Annotated in this window: 23 protein-coding genes; 12 read left to right on the plus strand and 11 right to left on the minus strand. The window is 60.0% G+C overall.

Annotation, left to right across the window (positions count from 1 at the left end; genetic code table 11):
* The first annotated feature begins 228 nt into the window (after window positions 1-228).
* Complete coding sequence (locus tag EJA70_RS05865; protein WP_158830117.1) at window positions 229-3,072, plus strand: class I adenylate cyclase; 2,844 nt, start codon at window positions 229-231, stop codon at window positions 3,070-3,072.
* A gap of 7 nt (window positions 3,073-3,079) precedes the next feature.
* Here the strand turns inward: EJA70_RS05865 and rnk are convergent, their stop codons facing one another.
* The 3 genes from rnk to cyaY all read right to left on the minus strand — a co-directional run bounded on the left by rnk (window position 3,080) and on the right by cyaY (window position 4,277).
* Complete coding sequence (rnk, locus tag EJA70_RS05870) at window positions 3,080-3,499, minus strand: nucleoside diphosphate kinase regulator (RefSeq protein WP_008084569.1); 420 nt, start codon at window positions 3,497-3,499, stop codon at window positions 3,080-3,082.
* A 219-nt stretch (window positions 3,500-3,718) separates the two neighbouring features.
* Window positions 3,719-3,940: a DUF1289 domain-containing protein gene (locus tag EJA70_RS05875; protein WP_158830118.1), complete on the minus strand. Its 222-nt coding sequence runs from the start codon at window positions 3,938-3,940 to the stop codon at window positions 3,719-3,721.
* 4 nt (window positions 3,941-3,944) lie between these two features.
* Complete coding sequence (gene cyaY, locus EJA70_RS05880) at window positions 3,945-4,277, minus strand: iron donor protein CyaY (RefSeq protein WP_008084571.1); 333 nt, start codon at window positions 4,275-4,277, stop codon at window positions 3,945-3,947.
* A 318-nt stretch (window positions 4,278-4,595) separates the two neighbouring features.
* Between cyaY and EJA70_RS05885 the strand changes: the two genes are divergently transcribed.
* Genes EJA70_RS05885 through EJA70_RS05910 form a run of 6 tightly spaced genes read left to right on the plus strand, consistent with a single transcriptional unit; the run spans window position 4,596 to window position 9,205 of the window.
* Complete coding sequence (locus EJA70_RS05885) at window positions 4,596-4,772, plus strand: lipoprotein (protein WP_003229400.1); 177 nt, start codon at window positions 4,596-4,598, stop codon at window positions 4,770-4,772.
* A 9-nt stretch (window positions 4,773-4,781) separates the two neighbouring features.
* Window positions 4,782-6,029, plus strand: coding sequence for a diaminopimelate decarboxylase (lysA, locus tag EJA70_RS05890; RefSeq protein ID WP_158830119.1), 1,248 nt, complete (start codon window positions 4,782-4,784; stop codon window positions 6,027-6,029).
* 3 nt (window positions 6,030-6,032) lie between these two features.
* On the plus strand, window positions 6,033-6,863 hold the full coding sequence (gene dapF / locus EJA70_RS05895; protein ID WP_008084573.1) for a diaminopimelate epimerase: 831 nt from the start codon (window positions 6,033-6,035) through the stop codon (window positions 6,861-6,863).
* A gap of 13 nt (window positions 6,864-6,876) precedes the next feature.
* Entirely contained in the window at window positions 6,877-7,602 is a 726-nt protein-coding gene (locus EJA70_RS05900) for a DUF484 family protein (RefSeq protein ID WP_158830120.1), read from the plus strand.
* 2 nt (window positions 7,603-7,604) lie between these two features.
* Window positions 7,605-8,504 carry a tyrosine recombinase XerC gene (gene xerC / locus EJA70_RS05905; RefSeq protein WP_034152032.1) on the plus strand — a complete coding sequence of 300 codons (900 nt, stop codon included), beginning with the start codon at window positions 7,605-7,607 and terminating at the stop codon, window positions 8,502-8,504.
* Window positions 8,501-9,205 (plus strand): HAD family hydrolase, encoded by a 705-nt coding sequence (locus tag EJA70_RS05910; RefSeq protein WP_158830121.1) that lies wholly within the window; start codon window positions 8,501-8,503, stop codon window positions 9,203-9,205. The genes xerC and EJA70_RS05910 overlap by 4 nt, the downstream gene beginning before the upstream one ends.
* Window positions 9,206-9,402: 197 nt before the next feature.
* Here EJA70_RS05910 and sutA read toward each other — a convergent pair whose 3' ends face one another.
* From sutA to glnK, 4 genes are all read right to left on the minus strand, one after another.
* A complete protein-coding gene (gene sutA / locus EJA70_RS05915) occupies window positions 9,403-9,729 on the minus strand; it encodes a transcriptional regulator SutA (RefSeq protein WP_158830122.1) in 327 nt (108 codons plus the stop codon).
* A gap of 102 nt (window positions 9,730-9,831) precedes the next feature.
* A complete protein-coding gene (locus EJA70_RS05920; protein WP_102901435.1) occupies window positions 9,832-10,257 on the minus strand; it encodes a secondary thiamine-phosphate synthase enzyme YjbQ in 426 nt (141 codons plus the stop codon).
* Between the two features lie 216 nt (window positions 10,258-10,473).
* On the minus strand, window positions 10,474-11,811 hold the full coding sequence (locus tag EJA70_RS05925) for an ammonium transporter (protein ID WP_158830123.1): 1,338 nt from the start codon (window positions 11,809-11,811) through the stop codon (window positions 10,474-10,476).
* A gap of 38 nt (window positions 11,812-11,849) precedes the next feature.
* The gene (glnK, locus tag EJA70_RS05930) at window positions 11,850-12,188 is read right to left on the minus strand and encodes a P-II family nitrogen regulator (RefSeq protein ID WP_002555808.1); all 339 of its coding nucleotides are present in this window, start codon (window positions 12,186-12,188) and stop codon (window positions 11,850-11,852) included.
* Window positions 12,189-12,602: 414 nt separating this feature from the next.
* Between glnK and EJA70_RS05935 the strand changes: the two genes are divergently transcribed.
* From EJA70_RS05935 to EJA70_RS05940, 3 genes are all read left to right on the plus strand, one after another.
* Window positions 12,603-12,863, plus strand: a complete 261-nt coding sequence (locus EJA70_RS05935) for an accessory factor UbiK family protein (RefSeq protein ID WP_007920416.1) — start codon at window positions 12,603-12,605, stop codon at window positions 12,861-12,863.
* A gap of 945 nt (window positions 12,864-13,808) precedes the next feature.
* Window positions 13,809-13,979 carry a hypothetical protein gene (locus EJA70_RS30805; RefSeq protein WP_178116835.1) on the plus strand — a complete coding sequence of 57 codons (171 nt, stop codon included), beginning with the start codon at window positions 13,809-13,811 and terminating at the stop codon, window positions 13,977-13,979.
* Window positions 13,980-14,150: 171 nt separating this feature from the next.
* On the plus strand, window positions 14,151-15,644 hold the full coding sequence (locus EJA70_RS05940) for a YifB family Mg chelatase-like AAA ATPase (protein ID WP_158830124.1): 1,494 nt from the start codon (window positions 14,151-14,153) through the stop codon (window positions 15,642-15,644).
* On the opposite strand, the gene EJA70_RS05945 is transcribed toward EJA70_RS05940, so the two are convergent.
* From EJA70_RS05945 to EJA70_RS05955, 3 genes are all read right to left on the minus strand, one after another.
* On the minus strand, window positions 15,641-16,858 hold the full coding sequence (locus EJA70_RS05945) for an aldose 1-epimerase family protein (RefSeq protein ID WP_158830125.1): 1,218 nt from the start codon (window positions 16,856-16,858) through the stop codon (window positions 15,641-15,643). The two genes, EJA70_RS05940 and EJA70_RS05945, sit on opposite strands and share 4 nt — an antisense overlap.
* Window positions 16,859-17,077: 219 nt before the next feature.
* Complete coding sequence (locus EJA70_RS05950) at window positions 17,078-19,054, minus strand: methyl-accepting chemotaxis protein (RefSeq protein ID WP_064389541.1); 1,977 nt, start codon at window positions 19,052-19,054, stop codon at window positions 17,078-17,080.
* Window positions 19,055-19,238: 184 nt separating this feature from the next.
* Window positions 19,239-20,159: a LysR substrate-binding domain-containing protein gene (locus EJA70_RS05955; RefSeq protein WP_158830126.1), complete on the minus strand. Its 921-nt coding sequence runs from the start codon at window positions 20,157-20,159 to the stop codon at window positions 19,239-19,241.
* A 158-nt stretch (window positions 20,160-20,317) separates the two neighbouring features.
* Between EJA70_RS05955 and EJA70_RS05960 the strand changes: the two genes are divergently transcribed.
* Complete coding sequence (locus EJA70_RS05960; RefSeq protein WP_158830127.1) at window positions 20,318-21,715, plus strand: NorM family multidrug efflux MATE transporter; 1,398 nt, start codon at window positions 20,318-20,320, stop codon at window positions 21,713-21,715.
* Between the two features lie 196 nt (window positions 21,716-21,911).
* Here EJA70_RS05960 and EJA70_RS05965 read toward each other — a convergent pair whose 3' ends face one another.
* Window positions 21,912-23,585, minus strand: a complete 1,674-nt coding sequence (locus EJA70_RS05965) for a bifunctional diguanylate cyclase/phosphodiesterase (RefSeq protein ID WP_158830128.1) — start codon at window positions 23,583-23,585, stop codon at window positions 21,912-21,914.
* Window positions 23,586-23,847: 262 nt separating this feature from the next.
* Here EJA70_RS05965 and rep point away from each other — a divergent pair, with 262 nt between their 5' ends.
* The gene (gene rep, locus EJA70_RS05970) at window positions 23,848-25,857 is read left to right on the plus strand and encodes a DNA helicase Rep (RefSeq protein ID WP_008086063.1); all 2,010 of its coding nucleotides are present in this window, start codon (window positions 23,848-23,850) and stop codon (window positions 25,855-25,857) included.
* Window positions 25,858-25,868 lie beyond the last annotated feature (11 nt).

Consider the following 25,868-nt stretch of genomic DNA (forward strand, 5'->3'; position numbering starts at 1 on the left):
CGATAAGACCACTTTGCGCATCAGCCCGACATCGGCCAACGCCCGATCAGTCACCCCGAAAAAGCCCCCGCCCTCACGCGACACCATCACATGCTCCAATGCGCAGAACTGTTGGCGGGTGGGTGCGTCAAAAAACAAAATCAGCTAAAAGTCCCGCCCCGCTAAGGCTAAACTGCCTGACATTCCGAGACCCTCTACGTCCGAGCCTGCGAGCCGGTTTGAGCTGACATGACGCGCACCCACGAAATCCGCCCCGACCTGGACGAAGGCATTGACCGCAAAGTCCTCAGCCAACTGCGCGCGCGGTTTCTCAAACTCAATGAAGGCCGCCTTGGGCGCGCCCTCGAAGGGTTGTCGACACGCCAGCAAAGCGTACTGACGCTGCTGCCGCTGTTCTTCCATGTCAACCATCCGCTGCTGCCGGGTTATGTCTCGGGCAGTACGCCGGCTGGTCTGTCTAATTACGAGCCCGACGCCAATGTGCTCGCCGAAGCCCAGCGCCTGACCCGATCGTTTTCTTACAAGCCGCGCCACGGCAGCAACCCGCCGCGACCTATTCAAGGTCTGTTTCTGATGGGCAGCCTCGGCACGCTGGCGCAGGCCGATCAGAGCGACATGGACGTTTGGGTCTGCCATGCGCCAGACCTCAACGAAAGCGAACTCACTGAGCTGAGCAAGAAATGCCAACTGCTGGAAGCCTGGGCCGCGAGCCAGGGCGCCGAGGCGCATTTCTTCCTGATCGACCCGGTGCGCTTCGTCAAAGGCGAGCGCGACACCCAACTCAGCTCGGAAAACTGCGGCAGCACCCAACACTATCTATTGCTGGACGAGTTCTACCGCACCGCGATCTGGCTGGCCGGGCGCACGCCGATCTGGTGGCTGGTGCCGGTTTACGAGGAAACCGCCTACGACCTGTACACCCACACCCTGCTGTCGAAGCGCTTCATTCGCGCCGACGAAACTCTGGATCTCGGCCATCTGGCGACGATTCCACCGGGAGAGTTCATCGGCGCGGGTTTGTGGCAGTTGTTCAAGGGCATCGAGTCACCGTACAAATCGGTGCTCAAACTGTTGCTGACCGAGGTTTACGCCAGCGAGCACCCACACGTGCAGTGCCTGAGCCTGCGCTTCAAAAAAGCCGTGTTCGCCAATCAGCTCGATCTTGATGAGCTGGATCCGTACATGGTCGTGTACCGGCGCATCGAGGAATACCTCATTGCGCGCAACGAGCCGGAACGCCTGGAACTGGTGCGCCGCGCGCTGTATCTGAAGGTCAACCGCAAGCTCACCGGCAACAGTCGCACCCAGAGCTGGCAACGTTCGTTGCTCGAACGGCTGGCCAGCGAATGGCATTGGGATCAGCGGCAACTGGCGCTACTCGACAGCCGCAGCCAGTGGAAAGTCCGTCAGGTCAGCGCCGAGCGCCGTGCGCTGGTCAACGAGCTGAATTACAGCTATCGCTTCCTGACCCAGTTCGCCCGCACCGAGCAAACTGTCAGCCTGATCAACAAGCGCGACCTCAACGTGCTCGGTCGCCGGCTCTATGCCGCCTTCGAACGCAAGGCCGACAAGGTCGAGTTCATCAACCCCGGCATCGCCCCGGACCTGGCCGAAGACACCCTGACGCTGGTGCAATCGCGCAACAAAAAGGAACCCGGGCAAACCCAGTGGGGCCTGTACAACGGCAGCCTCACCGCGCTGGAGTGGGAGCACTTTGCGCCGATCAAGCGCAGCCGCGAGTTGCTTGAATTGCTGACCTGGAGTCACCGCAACGGCGTGATCGACAGCAGCACCCGCCTGGCACTACACCCTGGCACCAGCGACCTGAGCGAGTTCGAACTGTTCAACCTGCTCGGCAGCCTGCAACAGTGCATCGCCCTGCCCTTGCCCACCGTGGCCGAAGAGCCATTGCTGCGCGCCGCCGTGCCGAGCGAAGTGCTGATGCTGGTCAACGTCGGCGTCGACCCGCTCAAGCATCACCGCGACCTCAACATCCTGATGACCACCGAGCGCACCGACTCGCTGAGCTACGCCGGTGTGCGCGAAAACCTCGTGTTGACCCTCGATCAAGTCACGCTCAACAGCTGGAACGAAGTGCTGGTCAACCGCTTCGACGGGCCGCACGCCCTGCTCGATTGCCTGCGCGATTACCTCAACAACCTGCCACGCGGGCCGTTGCAACCGTCGTTGAAGGTGCGCTGTTTTTGCCACAACCGCGCGCAGTTCATTGCCCGTCGTGTCGAGGAAATCGTCGACACCGCGCAAAACCTGCTGCTCAGTGATTTGAACCACCGCTACCTGATTCAAGTGCAGCAGCACTATCACGTGCTGGAGTTGGTGCCGGGCCAGGTCAACCACGTCGCTCTCGCGACCCTGCCGGCACTGCTCGATTACCTCGGCGAAGAACAGCCGCGCTACAGCCCGCTGCACCTTGACCCGATGGCGCTGGAGGAGCACGACCTCGCGCTGATCCTGCCAATGGGCCAGCCGGAATGCATTCAGGTGTTCTACCGCATCACCGAACAGCAAGCCGAGCTGTACGTATTGGATGAATTCAATGCGCTGTGGCAGCAGCATTTGCCGTACCACGACGAGCAGAGTCTGCTGGTGCCGCTGCAGCGCTTCCTGCAATCGATCCTGTTCCGTCGCGAAGCCGTGTTGCCGATGGACGCCGGCCCGGGTGCCCGTCTCGAAACGTTGTATTACCAGTTATTGCCTTCGGGTCCGGGGCGCGCGCGACGGGTCGAAGCGCGACCGGCACCGCAGACCCCGGTAAACAAGCCGTTCTACGACGTGCAGGCGATCGTCGGCAAAGCCGCACCGGGCGAAGTGCAGGTCACGCTGTATTGCAATCAACGGGAATTCAGTGAGCTGGAACATGGCGACCAGCTGTTCAGCGTGGTCGCCCAGGAGATCGTCGAGCAGCGCCGCGACAGCGAACGCTATCGCTGCTACATCACCGACCTCGACCTCTCGGGCCTGCTCGGTGACGGGCAGAGTTCAAGCAATCTGTATCTACGCTACAAGGCTGACCTGGAGCGCGCTCTGAACGAGGCACTCGAACAGGTCTGAAGGCGGGTTACTCGCGGAAATCACCGCCGTTGGCCGGCTGCGATTCGACTTCGAGCAAGGTCAGCTTGAGGGTCTTGCCACCCGGTGCCGGCCAGTCGATGTGTTGACCGACTTTCAGGCCCAGCAGTGCACTGCCGACCGGTGCCAGAATGGAAATCTTGCCTTCGTCAGCGTTGGCATCCTTGGGATAGACCAGCGTCAGGTGGTAGTCCTTGCCACTGCCTTCTTCACGGCAATGCACGCGCGAATTCATCGTCACGACATCGGCGGGCACTTCATCGTGGCCGACCACGTCGTCGGCACGGTCCAGTTCGGTTTGCAGCGCGATCACGCCCGGCGCAGCCTGGTCTTTGTCGTTCAGGCTGTCGATCAGGCGCTCCAGACGTTGCACGTCCAGACGGGTGAGGGTGATGGAAGGTGCGGTCATGATCCGGGCAGACTCCTTTCTTCTGCACAAAAAAAGCAAAACCCCGCCAAAAAAGACGGGGTTTTCACCGTGCCTCGGTGGTTTGAGGCGTCTGCGGACACTATCACAGCTCAAAAAATATACAAGCCACCCACCCGGCCACCCCTGTAGGAGCTGCCGCAGGCTGCGATCTTTGCTTTTAAAGATTCAAGATCAAAAGATCGCAGCCTTCGGCAGCTCCTACATTGAGGAGTTGCGGCGTTCGGCGGCCTGGGCGCAGATGACCCGGCGGCGCTGATCGTCTGCCGAACGCCATTCGCGAATGTCCTCGACATGGCGGAAGCAACCCAGGCAGACCTTCTGCTCATCCAGCCGGCAAACCCCGCTGCACGGCGAAGGCACGGCCGCGCTGACATTGCTGTAAAGCGGCTTCGGCGGACGAACGGGAGCAGTCTCAGTCACGAAATCACAGACCTTCGAAATCGAAGTCGGCGCCGGCCTGCTGCTTGACGATGCGCTCGAGCATTTCGCCCAATTGCTCTTCGCTCTTGTCGCACATCCAGCGCTCGCTTTCTTCGTCGTAATCAAAGTGGAAACCACCGGACACCGCCGCCAGCCACAACTGACGCAGCGGCTCCTGGCGGCTGAAGATCAGCTGCGAGCCGTTTTCGAACTTGACGGTGAGCACACCGGCCGAGTTCTCCATGTCGATATCCAGGTCGCTTTCATCAAAGATGTCTTCCAGTTTTTCCTGGGTTTCATCGACCAGATCGTGGAAACGGGCTTCGGACAAACTCATTGCGGCAACCTCAAAAAATGTTCTGATCAGGCTCAAGCGCCGAAAGATACGGACGCTGCCGGCCGATTGCAAAGATTAACGACCAAGCACCGATCGGCGTAACAAACCCGGTACCTGTGGGAGCGGGCTTGCCCGCGATGAGGCCGGCAAATTCAACATTGATGTCGATTGAACCACCGCAATCGCGGGCAAGCCCGCTCCCACAGGGTTCTATATGCTGGTGGGCAAGCCCCGCCGGACGGGAAGGCCATCACATAGGCAAGCTGCCGGGTGGCCGGTATACTCCGGCGCAATTAACGCATTTTCAAGGATTTCGCCATGAAGCGCCTGATCTCTTCCCTTGCTGCGCTCGTCGCGGTTGCCTGCCTCGTTTCGGCCTGCGGTCAAAAAGGCCCGCTGTACCTGCCCGATGACGATCAGGACCCGGCCGAGCAAGCCAAATCGTCGCAACAACAGCCTGCCTCCAAGGCGCACAAGCACGACGTTTACCAATAAGGGATCGCCATGGACGCTTTTAACTACCGTGGCGGGGAACTGTTTGCGGAAGGTGTGGCGCTGTCTGCCATCGCCGACCGCTTTGGCACGCCCACCTACGTTTACTCGCGCGCACACATCGAAGCCCAGTATCTGGCTTACGCCGATGCGCTGGCCGGCATGCCGCACCTGGTCTGCTTTGCGGTCAAAGCCAACTCCAACCTCGGCGTACTGAATGTCCTGGCGCGTCTGGGCGCCGGTTTCGACATCGTGTCCCGTGGCGAACTGGAACGCGTGCTCGCCGCTGGCGGCAGCCCTGAAAAAATCGTCTTCTCCGGTGTCGGCAAGACCCGCGACGACATGCGTCGTGCGCTGGAAGTCGGCGTGCACTGCTTCAACGTCGAATCCACTGACGAGCTCGAGCGCCTGCAAGTCGTGGCTGCCGAACTGGGCGTTCGCGCCCCGGTTTCCCTGCGCGTGAACCCGGACGTCGATGCCGGCACCCACCCGTACATTTCCACCGGTCTCAAAGAGAACAAGTTCGGCATCGCCATCGCCGACGCCGAAGACGTGTACGTGCGTGCCGCGCATCTGCCGAACCTGGAAGTGGTTGGCGTCGACTGCCACATCGGTTCGCAACTGACCACGCTGCCACCGTTCCTCGATGCGCTCGACCGTCTGCTGGATCTGGTCGATCGTCTCGGCGATTGCGGCATTCACCTGCGCCACATCGATCTCGGTGGCGGTCTGGGTGTGCGTTATCGCGATGAAGAGCCGCCATTGGCTGCCGACTACATCAAAGCCGTGCGCGAGCGCCTCAACGGTCGTGATCTGGCGCTGGTGTTCGAGCCGGGCCGTTTCATCGTTGCCAACGCCGGCGTGCTGCTGACTCAGGTCGAGTACCTCAAGCACACCGAACACAAGGATTTCGCCATCGTCGACGCGGCGATGAACGACCTGATCCGCCCGGCGCTGTATCAGGCGTGGATGGACGTTACCGCAGTCAAACCGCGTGACACCGCTGCGCGCAAATACGACATCGTTGGCCCGATCTGCGAAACCGGTGACTTCCTCGCCAAGGATCGCGAGTTGGCCCTGGCCGAAGGCGATTTGCTGGCGGTGCATTCGGCCGGCGCCTACGGTTTTGTGATGAGCTCCAACTACAACACCCGTGGCCGTGCCGCTGAAGTGTTGGTAGACGGTGATCAGGCTTTTGAAGTGCGTCGCCGCGAGACCGTGGCCGAGCTGTTTGCCGGCGAAAGCCTGCTGCCGGAGTAACCCATGCTGCTGCGTTTTACTAAAATGCACGGCTTGGGCAATGACTTCATGGTTCTCGACCTGGTCAGCCAGCACGCGCATATTCAGCCAAAGCACGCCAAGCAATGGGGCGACCGCCACACTGGCATTGGTTTCGACCAATTGCTGATCGTCGAGGCGCCGAGCAATCCGGACGTGGATTTCCGTTATCGGATCTTCAACTCCGACGGCTCGGAAGTTGAGCAGTGCGGCAACGGTGCGCGCTGCTTTGCGCGCTTCGTGCTCGACAAGCGTCTGACCGCCAAACGGCAGATCCGCGTCGAGACCAAGGGCGGCATTATCGAACTGGACGTACGTAACGACGGCCAGATCGGCGTGAACATGGGCGCTCCACGACTGGTGCCGGCGGACATTCCGTTCGAAGCGCCAGCGCAAGCCATCAGCTATCAGCTGGAAGTCGATGGCACCACGGTCGAACTGGCCGCGGTGTCGATGGGCAATCCGCACGCGGTATTGCGCGTGCAGGACATCAACAGTGCACCGGTGCATGAGCTGGGGCCGAAAATCGAACATCACCCGCGCTTCCCCGCGCGCGTGAACGTCGGTTTTCTCCAGGTCATCGACCGCAACCGTGCGCAGTTGCGCGTGTGGGAACGTGGTGCCGGGGAAACCCAGGCCTGCGGCACCGGCGCTTGTGCAGCGGCTGTCGCTGCGATCAGCCAGGGGTGGATGGATTCGCCGCTATTGATCGACCTGCCCGGCGGGCGTCTGTCCATTGAATGGGCAGGCCCTGGCCAACCGGTGCTGATGACCGGTCCGGCAGTGCGTGTATACGAAGGACAAGTACGTCTTTGAGTGAGCAGAAACCATGACCGATAAGCCTCAGGTACCCGCCCGACAGTCCGACGAATCAGCGTCCGAGAGCCTGGAGGCGGCAGCGGTTGCTGCGTACCTTGAGGCGCATCCGGACTTCTTCGTCGAGCACGAAGAACTGCTGCCCGCCCTGCGCATTCCGCACCAGCGCGGTGACACCATATCGCTGGTCGAGCGGCAGATGACTATCCTGCGCGACCGCAACATCGAGATGCGTCACCGCCTCTCGCATTTGATGGACGTCGCCCGCGACAACGATCGCCTGTTCGACAAGACTCGTCGCCTGATCCTCGCCCTGATGGACGCCTCCAGCCTGGAAGACGTGGTGATCAGCGTCGAAGACAGTCTGCGCCAGGATTTCCAGGTGCCTTTTGTCAGCCTGATCCTGCTCGGTGATAACCCGGCGCCGGTCGGTCGCTGGGTCACTCACGCCGACGCCCAGGTCGCCATCGGCGGTCTGCTCACCGAAGGCAAAAGTGTCAGCGGCAGCCTGCGTGAGCATGAGCTGGACTTCCTCTTTGGTGAAGAACAGCGCAAGCAGATCGGCTCAACTGCCGTGGTCGCCGTCAGCCATCAAGGCATCCACGGCATTCTGGCGATCGCCAGCCGTGATCCGCAGCACTACAAGAGTTCGGTCGGTACGCTGTTCCTCAGCTATATCGCCGAAGTCATGGGCCGCGTGCTGCCACGGGTCAACAGCTCCCTGCGCTCGGTACGCTGAGCATGGAACGACAACTGGACGCTTACTGCGAACACCTGCGCAGTGAGCGACAGGTGTCGCCGCACACGCTGTCGGCCTACCGCCGCGACCTCGATAAAGTCCTCGGCTGGTGCGTCAAACAGAACATCGGCAGTTGGGCGGCGCTGGATATTCAGCGTCTGCGCAGCCTGATCGCTCGTCTGCATGCGCAAGGGCAGTCCTCGCGCAGCCTCGCCCGATTGCTGTCGGCGGTGCGCGGGCTCTATCACTATCTGAATCGCGAAGGCCTTTGCGACCATGATCCGGCCACCGGTTTGGCACCGCCGAAAGGTGAACGCCGCCTGCCGAAGACCCTCGACACCGACCGTGCGCTGCAACTGCTTGAAGGTGCGGTCGAGGATGATTTTCTCGCACGGCGCGATCAGGCGATTCTGGAGTTGTTCTATTCCTCAGGCCTGCGTCTTTCCGAGCTGACCGGGCTCAATCTTGATCAACTTGATCTGGCCGATGGCATGGTGCAAGTGCTCGGCAAGGGCAGCAAGACCCGCCTGCTGCCGGTCGGCAAAAAGGCCCGCGAAGCCATCGAACAGTGGTTGCCGCTGCGCGCGATGACCAACCCGGCGGACGACGCTGTGTTCGTCAGCCAGCAAGGTCGACGCCTTGGCCCGCGAGCGATTCAGGTGCGGGTCAAATTGGCCGGCGAACGCGAGCTCGGGCAGAACTTGCACCCGCACATGCTGCGGCACTCCTTCGCCAGCCACTTGTTGGAATCCTCGCAGGATCTGCGCGCCGTGCAGGAATTGCTCGGCCACTCCGACATCAAGACCACGCAAATCTACACCCACCTGGACTTCCAGCACCTGGCGGCGGTCTACGACAGCGCCCACCCCCGGGCCAAACGCATGAAAGGCGATGATTCATGAGCATCCAGTTGATCACCTTCGACCTCGACGACACCCTGTGGGACACCGCGCCAGTGATCGTCAGCGCCGAAGCGGTATTGCGCGAATGGCTAAGCGAACATGCGCCGAACCTGGGCGCGGTGCCGGTCGAGCATTTGTGGGCGATTCGTGAGCGTGTGCTGGCCAATGAGCCGGGGCTGAAACATCGCATCAGCGCGCTACGTCGGCGCGTGTTGTTTCATGCGATGGAAGACGCCGGCTACGCCCATGGCGAAGCCACCGGCCTGGCAGACAAGGGTTTTGAAGTGTTTCTGCATGCGCGGCATCAGATCGAAGTGTTTCCTGAAGTCGAGCCAGTGCTGGAAATTCTCGCCAATCATTACGCCCTTGGCGTGGTCACCAACGGCAACGCCGATGTGCGTCGATTGGGTCTGGCGGATTACTTCAAGTTTGCGTTGTGCGCGGAAGATATCGGCATCGCCAAACCGGATGCGCGGCTTTTTCATGAGGCGTTGCAGCGCGGTGGCGCCACCGCCGAAACTGCCGTGCATATCGGTGATCATCCGGGTGATGACATTGCCGGAGCGCAGCAGGCGGGGTTGCGGGCTATCTGGTTTAACCCGGCGGGCAAACCGTGGGAAGCGGATCGTCTACCGGATGCCGAAATTCGCAGCCTGACGGATTTGCCAGCGGTACTCGCCCGCTGGAATACCCAACACTGACCCTGAATTTACATCACTCCCTGTGGGAGCTGGCTTGCCAGCGATGAGGCCAGCACATTCAACATCAATGTTGTCTGACAGGCCGCCATCGCTGGCAAGCCAGCTCCCACAGGGTCTGCATCGCCTTCCAATGTTTATTCCAGGCATGAAAAAGCCCGCAGCGACGGCGGGCTTTTTCAGCAAGCAAGCGGCACGCCTCAAATAGGGCGGCTACCGTACTTGTTGTCTGGCTTCTTCGGAGGATCGGCGACCACATTGGCCTCCACTTCCTGCACTTTTCCGCCGCGCGACAGGAACTCTTCCATGGCCTTGGCCAGGGCGTCGCGTTCCTTGTTCTTGGCTTCAATGCTCGGCAACTCATCTGCCGACACCGCAGCCTTGGCTTTGCCTTTGGCAGCCGGGGCCGGCGTATCGTCACCGCCATCGTCGTCAGCAACGTCTTCCGCTGCTGCTTCCAGGCCTTCCTCGGCCTCGTCTTCGTCGCCTACTTCGAGGTCGTCGTTTTCCAGATCATCGTCGCTCATGTTCTACCTCATGACTTGCGAAAAGCAGATTAGTTATAGACCAGCTTTGGCAACTGTCGAAAGTCGCCGTTAAAAAATCAGTAACCATTGGTGACCAACGGTTTATGCCCCTTCACCGTGCAAGGTGGCGAGGACTTTTCGAGCACCGCCATGATCACGGTGCTCGCCCAGATAAACGCCTTGCCAGGTCCCCAGAGCCAGACGACCTGCCGACACCGGCAGACTGATCTGGCAACCAAGCACGCTGGCCTTGAAGTGCGCCGGGAGGTCGTCCAGGCCTTCGTCGTTATGCTCATAGCCGTCTGTTCCTTGTGGGATCAGACGATTGAAAAATCGTTCGAAGTCGCGACGGACCGCCGGATCGGCGTTCTCGTTGATGGTCAACGACGCCGAGGTATGCTGCAGCCACAAATGCAACAGACCGACCCGGCACTCCCTGAGTTCAGGCAGGCCTTTGATCAACTCGTCCGTTACCAGATGAAAGCCCCGGGGCCGTGCCCGCAGGGTTATCAGAGTCTGTTGCCACATACAGTTCTCCGCACGTTCGGGGCGCATTCTAGCGCGCTCTGGGAAAAAACAAAGGCCCTAATACTCGCGCAATGACGTAAGACTTTGGCGGGTGAAAAACCGCCGTCGTAAACACGACTAAAGGCGTACGAAAAATCCTTTCAGCCTGTCGCTAAATGACAAATTCCGGACAAAAAAATGCCCGGCGAACCGGGCAATTTTTTTCAGTGCGCGTACTTACAGGTTGTAGCCGCGTTCGTTGTGTTGTGCCAGATCGAGGCCAACCGACTCTTCTTCCTCGGTCACACGCAGACCCATCACGGCGTCCAGGACCTTGAGGATGATGAAGGTGACTATCGCGGTGTAGATCACCGTGAAGCCGACGCCTTTGCACTGAATCCATACTTGTGCGGCGATGTCGGTCACGGTGCCGAAGCCACCCAGCGACGGCGCAGCGAAGACACCGGTGAGGATCGCGCCGAGGATACCGCCGATACCGTGTACGCCGAAGGCATCCAGGGAATCGTCATAACCGAGTTTGCGTTTCAGGGTGGTGGCGCAGAAGAAGCACACCACGCCTGCGGCCAGACCGATCACCAGTGCGCCCATCGGACCCACGGTGCCGGCAGCCGGAGTGATCGCGACCAGACCGGCAACCACACCCGAAGCAATGCCCAGTGCGCTTGGCTTGCCGTGGGTGACCCACTCGGCAAACATCCAGCCCAGCGCCGCCGCAGCGGTAGCGATTTGGGTAACCAGCATCGCCATACCGGCAGTGCCGTTGGCCGCCGCAGCGGAACCGGCGTTGAAGCCGAACCAGCCAACCCACAGCATCGCCGCGCCCATCAGGGTGTAACCGAGATTGTGCGGCGCCATCGGGGTGGTCGGGAAGCCTTTACGCTTGCCCAATACCAGGCAGCAGATCAGACCGGCCACACCGGCGTTGATGTGCACCACGGTGCCGCCGGCGAAGTCGAGCACGCCCCAGTCCCACATCAGGCCGCCGTTACCGGACCAGACCATGTGAGCGATCGGTGCATAAACCAGGGTGAACCAGATGCCCATGAAGATCAGCATCGCGGAGAACTTCATCCGCTCGGCGAACGCACCGACGATCAGCGCCGGGGTGATGATCGCGAAGGTCATCTGGAAGGTGATGAACACCGCCTCAGGGAACAGCGCCGCAGGACCGGTCAGGCTCGAAGGCGTGACACCGGCGAGGAACGCCTTGCCCATGCCGCCGAAGAACGAGTTGAAGTTGACGACGCCCTGCTCCATGCCGGTGGTGTCGAACGCGATGCTGTAGCCATAAATGACCCACAGGATGCTGATCAGACCGGTAATGGCGAAGCACTGCATCATCACGGAAAGAATGTTTTTCGAGCGAACCATGCCGCCGTAGAACAGCGCCAGGCCGGGGATGGTCATGAACAGCACAAGTGCCGTCGAGGTGAGCATCCAGGCAGTGTCGCCAGAATTGAGGACCGGGGCCGCCACTTCGTCTGCCGCCATAGCAAGGCCGGGCATTACGATAGACAACAGGGCTCCTAGCCCTGCGAATTTACGCAGAGTCATATTGTTTTCTCCTGGGGCGTTGGGGTTTGTGGCGGCGCTTAGATCGCGTCGGTATCGGTTTCGCCGGTACGGATGCGAATCGCCTGTTCCAGATTGACCACGAAGATCTTGCCGTCACCGATCTTGCCGGTGTTGGCCGCTTTGGTTATCGCCTCGATAACCCGATCCAGATCCTTGTCGTCGATGGCCACGTCGATTTTCACCTTGGGCAGAAAATCGACCACATATTCCGCGCCGCGATACAGCTCGGTGTGACCCTTCTGCCGGCCGAAGCCTTTGACTTCAGTAACGGTAATGCCCTGCACGCCGATTTCGGACAGCGACTCGCGCACGTCGTCCAACTTGAACGGCTTGATGATGGCAGTGACTAGCTTCATGAAAACTCTCTCCCGAATTGGTGGACTTGCCCCAGGAAAACAAACCCGACTCAAGTCTAAGCGCAGTGCCTGGCTTTGTAACGCATCGTCGGCCGTACCTGCCCGACTGACGCCAGCTAACCGCTGCCGACGAAACTCCCCGCTCCGTTTGCCGCACTGCATTCGTCACAGCGACTGCATCAGTGCATGGGTCGAAGGTGACTAAGCAGAAACCTTGCCATCTCGCCAAAAACCTCTGATTTCAATCCCTTGGCCGCTGCCGCACGCCATCCCGTGCAAAACCCCATCCGGATACGCACAACAACGGTGCGTCGCCGTCCGTCCGCCTGCGCGAAAAGCGTGCATCCCTGACCGCGAGATTGACTATAGACACTGCGTGATACACTGCCGGCCATTGTTTCCAGGACATCCACCATGCTCGCGCCCAAAGACTTCCTCGACGCCCTGAGCGGCACCGCCTCCCGCCTCTTCAGCGGCGACACCCCGCTGCCGAAAGCCGAAATCGAAAGCCAGTTCAAGATGCTGCTGCAGAGTGCCTTCAGCAAACTCGACCTGGTCAGCCGCGAAGAATTCGACAGCCAGATGGTCGTACTGGCCCGCACTCGCGCCCGCCTCGAAAGCCTCGAAGCCAAAGTCGCCGAGATGGAAGCCAAGCTGACACCGCCAGCGGAGTAACCACGCAATCCCCCCCTGTGGGAGCTAGCCTGCTAGCGATTGAAGGTCGGCACGACCTTCCCGTTCTTGGCGAACGTGCGAATCATTATGTTGTCACTAAAACCGCTCCTGCCGAGGCAGGAGCGGTTTCCGTCAGATCAATCCTTACAACGAATTATTCCAACGGTCTCGCAGAATCTCGTACAGGCGAAAAGCCCATAGCGCTATCCTGACGAGGCGCCACATATGTTTAAGAAACTTAGACATACTTTGGCCCTCCTTGCGTGGGGCCAAACCTCCGATGCGCTTTCCGGCGTACGAACACCTTCGGGACTACACACGAGTGTGTCCACCAAGGTGGCCGGGTGTGGGTTCCCCAAAATCAGCACCGGCACGGGTCTCAAGCCGTGTCGAGGAACATGAATTTTTTACGCTCCCGGCCACACTTTGCGAACACTCGATGAGTGGGCATCGTCACCGTGGATGGTATGCGTTGTCCGGTAGTGCCGTTTAAACAAGTTGTATCAAACCGTTTTCATGCAGCCGCAAGCCGATGCCCGATCTCGAGTCACGTAATAGACTGATTGGCTCAGATTTAAATGATGCTTGCGCCACCACTCAAATATGCATAATCTCGGATTACACGAGTGTGTCCGCTAAGGATGCGCAGGCCTCGGCCTCACCGAAGCCTGCATATAAAAAACCGCCTTCTAAAGGCGGTTTTTTTCGTCTCGATTTTTATGAAGTATGAGCCATAAACGCAACCATGAACTTGCCAGCTCAAATGTCCTTCATTCACTAAGGCATCGTCCTACAAGGGCTGTCCCCTCCGCCTGATTGCGTAAGCACCCTTAGCTTCGATACCGTCTGCTGCGTGATTTAAACAAAGCATAAAATGCCTGTGGATTTAGAAACCTTGGCAGTTGGAATCGGTTCGATTCGAGCAACCCGGCACGGGAGGTGTCCATGAAAAAGACGAAGCAAAAAGCCCAGTCGGCATCGGCATCCAAACCGGGTACCGAGGCACTCGGATTACCGGACAGAGTTTCAGCCAGTCAGCGGCATTTTCTGAAAGTGGCCGCGACCTATGGCAAGGAAATGGAGCCCGATGGTTGGCTCGCCGGTGGTGGAACCTGAGTACCGCAAAAATGACCGCCTGACAGGCGGTTTTTTATGCCTGAGGATTAGTGCCTTCAGCAACATCCAGTGAAAGTTCGCCCTTAAAACTGTCCGACCAACGCCCTCTCCCCAGACTACCCTTCAAAAACCCGCAGGAAGCGGCTCCCCGATTCAGCTCAAGGAACGACCATGTCCCTCTCCATCGTCCACAGTCGCGCCCAGATTGGCGTGGAAGCCCCCGCTGTCACCGTCGAAGTCCATCTGGCCAACGGTCTGCCGTCGCTGACCATGGTCGGTCTGCCCGAGGCGGCGGTGAAGGAGAGCAAGGATCGGGTGCGCAGCGCCATCATCAATTCCGGGCTGCAGTTTCCGGCGCGGCGGATCACTTTGAATCTGGCGCCGGCGGATCTGCCCAAGGATGGCGGGCGGTTTGATCTGGCGATTGCCTTGGGGATTCTGTCGGCGAGTGTGCAGGTGCCGTGTCTGACGCTGGACGATGTGGAATGTCTGGGAGAGTTGGCATTGTCCGGCGCAGTAAGGGCGGTGCGCGGGGTTTTGCCGGCAGCGTTGGCCGCGCGCAAGGCGGGGCGTGCGCTGGTGGTGCCGCGGGCGAATGCCGAGGAGGCGTGCCTGGCTTCGGGGTTGAAGGTGTTTGCGGTGGATCATTTACTGGAGGCGGTGGCGCATTTCAATGGGCATACGCCGGTTGAGCCCTATGTCTCCGACGGACTGATGCATGCCAGCAAGCCTTATCCCGACTTGAATGAAGTGCAGGGGCAAGTGGCGGCGAAACGGGCATTGCTGATTGCCGCTGCGGGTGCGCATAACCTGTTGTTCAGCGGGCCGCCGGGAACGGGCAAGACATTGCTGGCCAGCCGATTGCCGGGACTATTGCCGCCGCTGGCCGAGAGTGAAGCACTGGAGGTGGCGGCGATTCAGTCCGTCGCCAGTGGCGCACCGCTGACCCATTGGCCGCAGCGCCCCTTTCGTCAACCGCACCACTCGGCATCCGGGCCGGCATTGGTCGGTGGCAGTTCGAAACCGCAACCCGGTGAGATTACCCTCGCCCACCATGGCGTGCTGTTTCTCGATGAGTTGCCGGAATTTGATCGCAAGGTATTGGAGGTTTTACGCGAGCCTTTGGAGTCAGGGCACATCGTGATTTCCCGAGCCAAGGATCGCGTGCGCTTTCCGGCACGTTTCCAGTTGGTCGCAGCAATGAACCCCTGCCCCTGTGGATATCTTGGTGAGCCCAGCGGCAAGTGCTCGTGCACACCGGACATGGTGCAGCGCTATCGCAACAAGCTATCGGGGCCGTTGCTGGATCGGATTGATCTGCACCTGACGGTGGCGCGGGAGGCGACGGCGTTGAATCCGGCAATTAAACCCGGCGAGGACAGCGCCAGCGCCGCAGCACTGGTAGCCGAGGCTCGCGAGCGACAGCAAAAGCGCCAAGGCTGTGCCAATGCGTTTCTCGATCTGCCAGGACTGAAAAAACACTGCAAGTTATCCACAGCCGATGAGAAATGGCTGGAATCAGCCTGTGAACGGCTGACGCTATCGCTGCGCTCGGCACACCGGCTACTCAAGGTCGCCCGCACGCTGGCAGACCTTGAGCAAGTCGATGCAATCAAACGCGAACACTTGGCCGAGGCGCTGCAATATCGGCCGGCGACACCTTAATGCTCGGTTGTCAGATCCACCAACGGCGTCTGCCGCACGTCGGTGTCGCGCCCCGCCTGAATTTCGGTCACACGCTTCAAGGCCTTATCCACAGCACCTTTGTCCGCGAGCAGGCTGTAGCTGATCTGGAACTGTTTGTGTTCTTTCGGTGCAATGGTCGGCACCAGATTCAGCGGACGCTGATAGCGGCGGTTGTAAGAAAAACTGGTGCCCGGCTCCAGCCCGGTGACATAGCCCTGACCTTGGGTATCGGTGTTTTTCCACAGAGAGAACACCGGCAACTGCTGGGTATTGAAGCCAACAGAAACACCGAGGCTGCCCGCCTTGTTATGCAAAACGGTCAAGGTTTCGCCTTTGGCGTCGGCATAGGGCACGACGTTGTAAACGGTTTCGTCGTAGTCCTTGGTCGGCGCGCGATAACTCTGCCAGTCAGCCAGATCGCCCTTGGCCTTGTCGTTGAACGGCGAGACCTGTTTTACCGGTGCAGCAAAACGGGCGCCCTGCTCGAGGAACGGCGTGCTGAAATTGCTGTGGTACAGCGCCTGGTATTCCTTTGGATAGTCGCCGTTGTTGGTCAGTGTATCGTTGAGTGCGAAACGTACGCTGCCAGGCTCAGTGACCAGTTCCGTGACCACCGAAAAGTCGACTTTCTTGAAGGCTTGCTCTTTCAGCTCGCCGCGCAGACTGATGGCATAAGGCGGTTTTTCGTCGATGTGCAGCGTGACGGTACTGGCCGGGATGTTGGCGGCGCGGCCGTGCAAGGTCAGCAGCTCACCATTATCGATGCCGGGATGGCCGACCCATTCATAACCGCAGCGGGCGACCAGTTCATTGAAACCTTCCAGCCAGCCCAGACCACCGCGCCCGTTGAGTTCGATAAAGGCCGGGTTGACCACGTCCTTCACAGGCGAATCCCAACCCATGCGCACGTTGCCGACAGAGGCTTGCAAGACATTCATGCCTCGGGTTGGTACCACCGAGAGTTTCATCGTGCCGTTATCGATATCGACAATGCTGACGCCTTCCTGCCGCCCACCGTGCAAGGTACGCAGGCTTACGGAGAAGGGTTTGTCGGTTTTCACACCGAGCTGTTCACTGGTGATGCTCCAGTTTTGCGCGGGCTTGTTGGTATCGAGAAGGACGTAATCCCAGGCCATGGCGTGGGAAGCAGCAGTGAATGCGCCGAGGGCGACGGCAAGTTTGAGCGAGGTCATGGCAGCAGCCTTTATTGGAGTTGTGCCATTTTTATAGCGCTGCGGAAACGTTTCAGCAAGTATGAAAGCAGTAATGGGGCTGTGATGGATCCGCGATTAGCGTTGATGCAATCGCGGGCAAGCCCGCTCCCACAGGGTTCGACGGGGAGCGCGATTTTTGCGCACAGCCGATATACCTGTGGGAGCGGGCTTGCCCGCGATGACTATTTCAAAGGCGCATCAACGGAAGCGATCAACCTCGGAACGCAGATCCGCCGCCAGCTTCTCCAGCTCTTTAGCCGTAACAGCCAGGTTCGACACAACCTCACGCTGCTCACTGTTGGCCAGCGCAATGCTCTGCAAATTACTGCTCAGCAAAGTCGCGGTGCTGCTCTGCTCCTGAGTCGCCGTGGTAATCGCGGCAAACTGCTGCCCCGCCGAACGGCTCTGCTCGTCAATACGCGCCAGCGCCGAGGCGACATTGGCGTTACGCGACAGGCCTTCCTGCATCAGCACATTGCCCTGCTCCATGGTGCTGATCGCGTTGCCGGTTTCCTGCTGGATGCTATGAATCATGCTGGAAATTTCATCGGTGGCCTGGCGAGTACGCGAAGCCAGGCTGCGCACTTCATCCGCCACCACAGCAAAGCCACGACCCTGCTCACCGGCACGGGCTGCCTCGATTGCAGCGTTGAGCGCGAGCAAATTGGTCTGCTCGGCAATCGAAGTAATCACGCCAACGATGCCGCCAATTTCCTGCGAACGCTGACCGAGGGTGTTGATCACGGTGGCGGTGCTGTTCAGGGCGCCAGCGATCTGCTCCAGCGACGACGAGGCCTCTTCCATCGAGCTGCGACCAATCTGTGTTTGCTGAGCATTTTCCTGCGCCAGACGCTGGGTTGCGCCCATGTTGTCGGCAATGTTCAACGAGGTCGCGCTGAATTCTTCCACCGCGCCGGCCATGCTGGTGATTTCACCGGACTGCTGCTCCATGCCTTCGTACGCGCCACCGGACAGACCGGACAAGGCTTGCGCACGGCTGTTGACCTCTTCCGAAGAGCGGCGGATGTGCTCGACCATCGTCGACAGCGCTTGGCTCATCTGGTTGAACGCACGAGACAATTGACCGATTTCGTCGTTGCTCGACACGTTCAGGCGCACGCTCAGATCGCCAGCGCCCAAAGCTTCGGCCTGACGTACCAGATCGCTCAGTGGCGCCAGTTTGCTGCGCAGCAACCACACAACGGAACCGACCGCCAACAGCATCGCCAGCAGGCTGCCAATGGCCAATTGCGTACCGACACTCCAGGTCACCGCGCGGATTTCGGCTTTCGGCATGCTTGCCACCACCGACCACGGCCCGCCATCAAACGGCACCGCTACGCTGTAGAAATCTTCGGACTTGTCGCCCCAGAACTGACCTTTGCCCGGCGATTTCGCCAGATCCTTGATCACTGGGATCGCTTGATCCAACGCCTGCACGCCCGCCGGAGCAACCAGCCATTTGCTCTGCTCATCGAGCAGCGCCAGCGAGCCGGTCTGGCCAATGCGGAAGCGTTTGAGGTTGTCGAACTGGGCATTCTGCGCGTCGGTGTAATCGAAACCGACAAACAACACCGCAATCACCTTGCCGCTGCCGTCGCGCACTGGCGTGTACTGAGTCATGTAGGAACGATCGAACAGCAACGCTCGGCCAACATAGCTCTGCCCCGCCATCAACTTCGCGTACGCCGGGTGCGCGTGATCAAGCAAGGTGCCGATAGCACGGGTGCCGTCCTGTTTGGTCAGCGAGGTGCTGACCCGCACGAAGTCTTCACCACTGCGCACAAACAGCGTGGCGACGCCGGCGGTCATCTGCTTGAACTCGTCGACTTCCTTGAAATTGTTGTTCAGCACTTCGCTGCCCAAGTGCAGGCCCGGGGTTTGGGTGCCTGCCACCGTTACCGGCTCACTCGGGTGAATGCTCAAGCCGGCGCTGAAGCGCTTCTCGAACAACCCACTCAGACGCTGGGTGCTTTCACGCAGCGTGCCGTGAAAGGTACTCAGTTGGTCGGCCAGCAGCCGCGCCTCACTGGCCAGATGCTCTTCACGGGTGGCGAGGTTGGCCGAATCCAGCGAACGCAGGGCGAACACCGTACTGCCACTGATAACTATCGCCAGTATCACAGCGAGCGCGAGGCCCAGCTGCGAGGCGATCCTAGCGCGAGGTTGAGACATGCACAGCTCCTGGCCGAGCCACGGGATCCTCCTTGATCTCGACTCGGATAATTTTCTAATAGTGGGGGTGAATCGTGGATACCGGCACGACGGTTCCACTTGCTCATAGTCGGCGGTAAAACCGAATACTTGAGCGCATTGCGAGGGTATGGCGCAAGGCCGCCATTGTGGCGGCTCGAACGTTTCAGCTCAAGCGCGCAACGTCCGGCAGCTCCATGGCGCGGACTTCGCCCTGCAGGAAGTCGCTGAGGCGGCGCAAACGTTCACCTCCCGGACGGGTCTTTGGCCACACCAGGTAATAATTCAATCCACTGGCGACCGCAGTCGGCCAAGGCAGACTCAGCCGTCCTTGCGCGACATCTTCGGCGACCATCAACAGATCGCCCATCGACACACCGTAACCGCGCGCCGCCGCGATCATGCCCAATTCCAGCGTGTCGAAGACTTGCCCGCCCTTGAGCGAGACCTGATCGGACAATCCCATGTGCTCCAGCCAACTGCGCCAGTCGCGGCGATCCGGCGTCGGATGGAGCAATTCGGTGGACGCCAACCGGGCCAGATCCCACGGTTGATCATTGAGCAGGTTCGGTGCGCCAACGGGAATCAGCTCTTCGGGAAACAGCAAGCTCGCCTCCCAGTCCGGCGGGAAATGCCCGTCGCTCAACAGCACCGCACAATCGAACGGCTCATCGTTGAAGTCCACCGAATCGACGTCCATCCACGCGCTGGTCAGTTGCACTTCGTTGCCTGGTTGCAAGTGACGGAAACGACTGAGCCGCGCCAGCAACCAACGCATGGTCAGGGTCGACGGGGCTTTCATGCGCAGGATGTCATCTTCAGCGCGCAAGGTATTACAGGCCCGTTCCAGGGCTGCAAAACCTTCACGAATACCCGGCAACAGCAAACGGGCCGACTCGGTGAGCTGCAAATGGCGACCGCTGCGGTGAAACAGCTTGCAGGCAAAGTGATCTTCGAGCGTACGAATGTGCCGACTCACCGCACTTTGGGTGATCGACAACTCCTCGGCCGCACGCGTGAACGAGCTATGCCGCGCGGCGGCTTCGAATGCGCGCAGGGCATACAACGGAGGAAGTCGACGGGACATGCACAAGGCTCCTGCAGCGGGATACAGCGAAATGAACAGTTTCTACTCAGGATGAGTATTACTCATGCGACCCATCCTTTTTATCCCTTTGTGCAATAACTGCCAAGCGCCGAGAATCGATGCTCTCCTGTTCCCTCCGATATCGAGTGGTGATGACCATGCAGCATCCTGTGCGTACCGAACTCTGGGCCATTCTGCGGCTGGCAGGGCCGTTGATCGCTTCACAGTTGGCGCACATGCTGATGGTGCTGACCGACACCCTGATGATGGCGCGCTTAAGCCCCGAAGCGCTGGCCGGCGGCGGGCTGGGTGCAGCAACCTATTCGTTCGTGTCGATTTTCTGCATCGGCGTGATTGCGGCGGTCGGCACGCTGGTGGCGATTCGCAAGGGCGCCGGCGACATCATTGGCGCCGCACGGCTGACTCAGGCCGGGTTGTGGCTGGCGTGGTTGATGGCGCTGGGCGCCGGCTTGCTGCTGTGGAACCTGAAACCGGTGTTACTGCTGTTCGGCCAGACCGAAACCAACGTCAATGCCGCCGGACAATTCCTGATCGCCCTGCCCTTCGCTCTGCCCGGCTACCTGAGCTTTATGGCGCTGCGCGGGTTCACCAGTGCAATTGGCCGGGCGACGCCGGTGATGGTTATCAGCCTCGCCGGCACCGTGGCCAACTTCCTACTCAATTACGCGCTGATCACTGGCATGTTCGGCCTGCCGAAAATGGGCCTGATGGGCATCGGCCTGGTCACGGCGATTGTCGCCAACTGCATGGCGCTGGCATTGGCCTGGCATATTCGCCGGCATCCGGCCTATGACGCTTATCCGCTGCGCGCAGGTCTGTCGCGGCCAAACCGGCAGTACCTGAAAGAGCTCTGGCGCCTCGGTCTGCCGATCGGTGGCACCTACGCGGTGGAAGTCGGGTTGTTTGCCTTCGCGGCGCTGTGCATGGGCACCATGGGCAGCACGCAACTGGGCGCGCATCAGATCGCCCTGCAGATTGTTTCGGTGGCGTTCATGGTGCCGGCGGGCATGTCCTATGCGATCACCATGCGCATTGGCCAGCATTACGGCGCCGGGCAATTGCTCGATGCACGGATGTCGGGCCGCGTCGGGATCGTCTTTGGTGCGGTGGTGATGCTCGGGTTTGCGATGGTGTTCTGGTTGCTGCCAAATCAGTTGGTCGGGTTATTCCTTGATCACAATGATCCGGCGTTTGCCGAAGTGATTCGTTTGGCGGTGAGCCTGCTGGCCGTGGCGGCATGGTTCGAGCTGTTCGACGGCACGCAGACGATTGCCATGGGCTGTATTCGCGGACTCAAGGATGCAAAAACCACGTTCCTGGTCGGGCTCGGCTGTTATTGGCTGATTGGCGCGCCGGCGGCGTGGTGGATGGCGTTCCACTTGAACTGGGGGCCGACGGGCGTCTGGTGGGGCTTGGCGCTGGGCCTGGCGTGCGCGGCGGTGAGTTTGACGCTGGCGTTTGAGTGGAAGATAAAGCGGATGATTCGGCGTGAGCCGGCGTCATCCCGGCCATTCACAGTTCCTCAGACCGACTGAAATCCCCTAATGAAAGGGAATCCTGTGGCGAGGGGATTTATCCCCGTTGGGTGGCGAAGCCGCCCCAAAAAGTCATGTCGCGGTGTATCAGTTACACCCGATGCGATGGTTTTGCGACTGCTTCGCAGCCGAACGGGGCGGTGCGACGTTTCGATGAATCCCCTCGCCACAATGTTGTTTCAAATTTGCTCTAGTGTCAGCCCACGATTTCGAGGGCGGGCTGCTGGCTTGAGCCGAAGGTCAGATACTCAACCAGTTCCGTCAACGGCAACGGCCGGCTGATCAGATAACCCTGCACCTGATCACAACCAAATCCGCGCAGCAATTCCAGTTGTTCCGGCGTCTCGACCCCTTCCGCCACCACTTCCAGGTGCAGGTTGTGCGCAAGGTTGATCATCGCGTGCACCAGTTTGCGGTTCTCTTCGCGCTGCTCCATGCCACCGACGAAACTCTTGTCGATCTTCAGCAAAGTGATCGGCAAGCTGTTGAGGTGTACGAACGACGAGAACCCGGTACCGAAATCATCCAGCGAGAAGCGCACGCCGAGCCGCCCAAGGGCATCCATGGTCTGCTTGACCAGATCGCTGCGGCGCATCACCGCGGTTTCGGTCAGTTCGAATTCCAGCCACTGCGCTTCTACACCTCGCTCAGCGATCAAGCGGCTGAGAGTCGGCAACAACTGACTGTCCTGAAACTGGCGGAACGACAAGTTGATCGCCATGTGCAGCGCCGGCAATCCGCGTTCGCGCAGCGCTTGCATATCGCGTAGCGCCCGGGAAATCACCCAGTAACCCAACGGCACAATCAAGCCGCTCTGCTCGGCCAACGGCACGAACTCGCTCGGCGGCAGCAAACCACGTTCGCCATGCCGCCAGCGCACCAACGCTTCGAGCCCGACAATCTGGCCGTCTTCAAGATTCAGGCGTGGCTGGTAATGCAGCTCCAGCTCATCGCGACGCAAGGCCCGGCGCAGCTCGCTTTCGAGGTCGGCCATGCTCCGCGCGTTGCGGTTGATGCGTTCGTTGAAGATATGAAAGGTGCAGCCCTGCGTGCTCTTGGCCTGCTGCATGGCGATGTGTGCGTGCCACATCAGCGGGTCGGCACCACCCTGCGCGCGGGCATGAGCGATGCCGAGGCTGGAGCCGATGAGCAGACTTTCACCATCGACCCAATACGGTTCGGCGAGTGCTTCGGTGATACGTTCGGCCATCCACTCGGCACGTTGCGGCGCGCGGCGGGTGTCGATCAGCAAGGCGAACTCATCGCTGCCGAGACGTGCCAGTTGATCACCGGCTTCGAGCTGACTTTTCAGCCGCGCGACGACTTGCAGGATCAAGCGATCACCCGCCTGGTGGCCGAGAGCATCGTTGGCGTGGCGGAAGTTGTCGAGATCGAGATGCCCGAGGGCCACGCCACGTCCATCGTTTTCCGCGAGGCGCGCGGCGAGCAAGGTCTGGAAACCCTGGCGATTGGCGATGCCCGTCAGCGGATCCTGTTCGGCCAGGCGTTGCAGAGTATTTTCGAGCACGCCGCGCTCACGCACATGGCGCAGGCAACGGCGCAGCATGCCGGCGTCGAGCGCGTCGAACACCAGCCAGTCACTGACGCCAACCGGCGCGGTGTCCGGTTCGTGTTCCAGCAGCAAGACTGTCGGCAAGCTGCAACGGCCCGGTGCCGGCTGCAACGCCGGTAGGGTCAACAGAACCGCGTGGCGGTTGTCTTCGAACAAACTGCTGACCGACTCCCAGCTCGGCGCGCTGATCAGCACCGCCGCGCTCCCCATCGGAGCCAGACACTCACGCAATAACGCTGTCCACGCTGGCTCTTCGGCCAGTAGCAGCAAACGCAAGGGTTCGACAGGCGTAGACAAGCTAGCTCCCTAGACTCTGCAATGATGTGGGCGGGGCATTATGCCGTTGCGATGTTCAATGACCAAATGACAACGGTTATCAAAACGTTATTTTGTGTCACGAATGAGAACATTAGCCGCAAAATCACCGCGCATCCTGCGTGAAAGTAACAAAACCGGCAAATTTGAATCGCGTGGTACGTCACAAGTCGGACAGAGCAGCACAAATCGCTGAGCCTGTTAAAATGCCGGCCCATTTCGTCAACGACTCCCGAATTTTCGTATGTCCCGACTCAATCCCCGGCAGCAAGAAGCCGTGAACTACGTCGGCGGCCCTCTATTGGTGCTCGCCGGTGCTGGCTCCGGCAAGACCAGCGTGATCACGCGCAAGATCGCGCACCTGATCCAGAACTGCGGCATCCGCGCCCAGTACATCGTCGCCATGACCTTTACCAACAAGGCCGCGCGCGAGATGAAAGAGCGGGTCGGCACCCTGCTGCGGGCCGGCGAAGGTCGCGGCCTGACGGTCTGCACCTTCCACAACCTGGGCTTGAACATCATCCGCAAGGAACACGCGCGGCTGGGCTACAAACCCGGTTTCTCGATCTTCGACGAGACCGACGTCAAGTCCCTGATGACCGACATCATGCAGAAGGAATATGCGGGCGAAGACGGCGTCGACGAGATTAAGAACATGATCGGCGCCTGGAAAAACGACCTGATCCTGCCGCCTCAGGCGCTGGAGAACGCGCGTAATCCCAAGGAACAGACTGCCGCCATCGTCTACACCCACTATCAGCGCACGCTGAAAGCATTCAACGCGGTGGACTTCGACGACCTGATCCTGCTGCCGGTAAAACTCTTCGAAGAACACGCTGACATTCTCGAAAAGTGGCAGAACAAGGTGCGTTACCTGCTCGTCGACGAATACCAGGACACCAACGCCAGCCAATATTTGCTGGTAAAAATGCTTATCGGCAAGCGCAACCAGTTCACCGTGGTCGGCGACGACGACCAGTCGATCTACGCCTGGCGCGGCGCGCGACCGGAAAACCTGATGCTGCTCAAGGACGACTATCCATCGCTGAAAGTGGTGATGCTCGAGCAGAATTACCGCTCGACCAGTCGCATCCTGCGTTGCGCCAACGTGCTGATCTCGAACAACCCGCACGAATTCGAAAAGCAGCTGTGGAGTGAGATGGGCCACGGCGACGAGATCCGCGTGATCCGCTGCCGCAACGAGGACGCCGAAGCCGAGCGCGTGGCCATGGAAATCCTCAGCCTGCACTTGCGCACCGACCGCCCGTACAGCGATTTCGCGATTCTCTATCGCGGTAACTATCAGGCCAAACTGATCGAGCTGAAGCTGCAGCACCATCAGGTCCCGTACCGTCTGAGCGGCGGTAACAGCTTCTTCGGCCGTCAGGAAGTGAAAGACCTGATGGCTTACTTCCGCCTGATCGTCAACCCGGATGACGACAATGCCTTCCTGCGCGTGATCAACGTGCCGCGCCGCGAAATCGGCTCGACCACCCTGGAAAAGCTCGGCAACTACGCCACCGAACGCAAAATCTCGATGTACGCCGCCACCGACGAAATCGGTCTGGGCGAGCATCTGGACAGCCGCTTCACCGATCGCCTGTCGCGCTTCAAGCGTTTCATGGACAAGGTGCGCGAGCAGTGTGCCGGCGAAGATCCGATCTCCGCCCTGCGCAGCATGGTCATGGACATCGACTACGAGAACTGGTTGCGCACCAACAGCTCCAGCGACAAGGCTGCCGACTACCGGATGAGCAACGTCTGGTTCCTGATCGAGGCGTTGAAAAACACCCTCGAAAAAGACGAAGAAGGCGAAATGACCGTCGAGGATGCGATCGGCAAACTCGTTCTGCGCGACATGCTCGAACGTCAGCAGGAAGAGGAAGACGGCGCTGAAGGCGTGCAGATGATGACCCTGCATGCGTCCAAGGGTCTGGAATTCCCTTACGTGTTCATCATGGGCATGGAAGAGGAAATCCTTCCGCACCGCTCCAGTATCGAAGCCGACACCATCGAAGAAGAACGCCGCCTGGCCTACGTGGGCATCACCCGCGCGCGCCAGACCCTGGCCTTCACCTTCGCCGCCAAGCGCAAGCAGTACGGCGAGATCATCGACTGCGCGCCGAGCCGCTTCCTCGATGAGCTGCCGCCGGACGATCTGGCGTGGGAAGGCAACGACGACACACCGACCGAAGTCAAAGTCGTGCGCGGCAATAGCGCATTGGCTGATATACGCGCGATGTTAAAGCGCTAGAATTGACCACT

The sequence above is a fragment of the Pseudomonas sp. PB103 genome, assembly GCF_009764635.1.
Lineage (GTDB): Bacteria > Pseudomonadota > Gammaproteobacteria > Pseudomonadales > Pseudomonadaceae > Aquipseudomonas.